Consider the following 2,764-nt stretch of genomic DNA (forward strand, 5'->3'; position numbering starts at 1 on the left):
TGGGAATTGATTCCCAAGCGATCTGAAATTGTGGAATAGATCTTTCCGCAATCCTCTTTAGAGGATTTTCGCTGTTATGAATTGATTCCCAAGCGGTGGAACTTTTGAACGAATCGTTTCGCAATCTTCTTCGGAGAATTTTTGAAAATTAGGAGACAGAAAAAATGGGAACGCTTTACATCATTCACGAAGATGCTTTTATCGGCAAAACGGATGAACGGATAATTGTCAAATCTAACAAAACTAAGCTGATGGATGTTCCATTCATCAAAATTGAAGGAGTCGTGGTTGTCGGGCGGGCGACGGTTTCTCCGGCGGTTGTGGATGAACTTTTGGATCGCAACATTCCTCTCAGTTTTGTTACCGCCAGCGGACGCTATCGGGGGCGGATCGAACCGGAATTTACCAAAAATATTTTCGTGCGATCGGCACAGTGGAAGGTGGCGGGTGAGTCGGATAATGCGGTGCATTTGGTGCGAGGATTAGTGCGGGGTAAACTGAAGAATTATCGCAATCTTTTGTTGCGTCGGCGGCGGGAAAATTGCGAACTGGATTTGGAGGCAGGAATTCAGCAGTTGAAGGATGCGATCGCTTCCTTAGAAAATATCTCGGATATCAATTGCCTGCGGGGATACGAAGGGGCGGGAAGTGCGGCTTATTTCGGTTGTTTTGACGATCTGATTCAAAACCCCCGATTCGGTTTCGAGTTTCGCCGCCGCCGTCCCCCCACCGATCCGGTTAATTCCCTGCTGAGTTTTGGTTATTCTTTGTTGACGAATGACATCAAAAGTGCCGTCAATATTGTCGGGTTCGATCCCTATTTGGGATACCTGCACACCAACCGTTACGGGCGCCCGTCTTTGGCGTTGGATTTGATGGAGGAATTTCGCCCCATTGTCGTGGATGCGGTGGTTTTGAATGCCCTCAATACCCAAAAATTGAAGCCGGAAGATTTCACCACCGAACCCGTCAGCGGGGCGGTACATCTCACCAAGGATGGGTTGAAAGTTTTTCTGCGGTTGTATGAGGAAAAGAAACAGTCGAAATTCAAGCATCCGGTGCTCAAGCGTCAGTGTACTTACCGGGAATCGTTTGAAATTCAGGCGCGGCTGATGGCGAAATTCCTGATGGGAGAAACGGACAAATATCCGCCGCTGGTTTTGAAATAATTTTGCCGTTTTTGTTGCTTTTTTTGCCGTGATGATGTATATTGTTGTCAGTTACGATATTTCGGAAAATAAACGCCGAACCAAAATTCACTCCATCCTCAAATCCTATGGGGAATGGAAGCAGTACAGCGTTTTCGAGTGCGAACTGACGGAAACGCAATACGCCCGGTTGCGATCGCGCCTGAACAAACAAATTGATGCCGAAACCGATAGCGTCTGCTTCTATTTCCTGCGGGGACACCGCCGAGGGGAGATCGAACGGATCGGCTGTCCCCCTCCCCGGGACACCACCATCTTTTTTGTGGACTGCGCGGAGGGGTAGGTGTAGAAATGAGGCGACGGGACGAAATGGCTGAATTGCTGACTGGGAATGACTTTGAATGCGATCGCCGACTCGAACCCGTCGCGCACCTTACACAGCAGGGGTTTCAGCGTTTTTGGGGGTCTGCGGGTGTGAGAATGGTTCTCCTGCGGGCGATCGTCGCGCAAATGGGCTCTAAAATCCGCTCTGGGCTTGACGTCCTGACGAGGCCCCTGATATAATCAGTAATACCTCTTAGGGATTGAAACGGCAAACCACTCCAGATATTGAGGAAAATCAGCATTCCTGATATAATCAGTAATACCTCTTAGGGATTGAAACTCGAGCGATCGCGCCTCAGTAACTTCAAAATCCACCTGATATAATCAGTAATACCTCTTAGGGATTGAAACCGGGCAAACCACGCCACATATTCAGGAAAATCAGCCCTGATATAATCAGTAATACCTCTTAGGGATTGAAACAGAGGGATCAGCGACGGAACGATCAGCCCCACCGGCCTGATATAATCAGTAATACCTCTTAGGGATTGAAACTCCAGCGATCTCGCTTCCAAAATTTCCGCATCCATCCCTGATATAATCAGTAATACCTCTTAGGGATTGAAACCAGCAAAGTGCAATCATTAGCGATGTAACTGTAAAAACCTGATATAATCAGTAATACCTCTTAGGGATTGAAACTTCGACTAGCCAAAGGCAGGCGGTAGCCAGCGATCCTGATATAATCAGTAATACCTCTTAGGGATTGAAACGCTTGCCAGTGCTGATGCCCATTTCCAAGCATCCTCCTGATATAATCAGTAATACCTCTTAGGGATTGAAACGAGGGGGTGGATTCCCTTGCGAGAAAACTCCTCCCTGATATAATCAGTAATACCTCTTAGGGATTGAAACAACATACTCCAAAGCCCGTCCACCTGGGCTTTGCCTGATATAATCAGTAATACCTCTTAGGGATTGAAACAGCAGTTGCCAATTTTCTGTAAGTTTTTCTATCTCCCTGATATAATCAGTAATACCTCTTAGGGATTGAAACAAAGGCCGCACGGAATTCGGGGATCAATTCGATAAGCCCTGATATAATCAGTAATACCTCTTAGGGATTGAAACAATGAGCTTATAAGCTTCGAGTTTCTCTTCAGAAGATCCTGATATCGCAAGTATCGCGCTCGTGTATCAACAGTTTCAATCGGCCTAGAAACCTTGAAACATCGATGTAAAGGTCATTTCAGTTTCCTATTGCCTGTTGCCTATTGCCTATTGCCCTCTAG

Annotated in this window: 2 protein-coding genes and 1 CRISPR repeat array; both genes read left to right on the forward strand. The window is 46.7% G+C overall.

The features are described from left to right. The first annotated feature begins 164 nt into the window (after nt 1-164). Nucleotides 165-1,169, forward strand: a complete 1,005-nt coding sequence (gene cas1d / locus AC0QHF_RS09095; RefSeq protein WP_324703886.1) for a type I-D CRISPR-associated endonuclease Cas1d — start codon at nt 165-167, stop codon at nt 1,167-1,169. A gap of 31 nt (nt 1,170-1,200) precedes the next feature. Then, on the forward strand, nt 1,201-1,491 hold the full coding sequence (gene cas2 / locus AC0QHF_RS09100) for a CRISPR-associated endonuclease Cas2 (protein ID WP_324703887.1): 291 nt from the start codon (nt 1,201-1,203) through the stop codon (nt 1,489-1,491). A 211-nt stretch (nt 1,492-1,702) separates the two neighbouring features. Then, nucleotides 1,703-2,603: a CRISPR direct-repeat array (repeat unit 37 nt; unit sequence CCTGATATAATCAGTAATACCTCTTAGGGATTGAAAC). Nucleotides 2,604-2,764: the final 161 nt, after the last annotated feature.

Source organism: Lyngbya sp. CCY1209, assembly GCF_055795065.1.

What these genes read in the sequence shown, in the direction of transcription:
- cas1d (WP_324703886.1), top strand. Translation starts at nt 165, where the DNA reads ATGGGAACGCTTTACATCATTCACGAAGATGCTTTTATCGGCAAAACG.
- cas2 (WP_324703887.1), top strand. Translation starts at nt 1,201, where the DNA reads ATGATGTATATTGTTGTCAGTTACGATATTTCGGAAAATAAACGCCGA.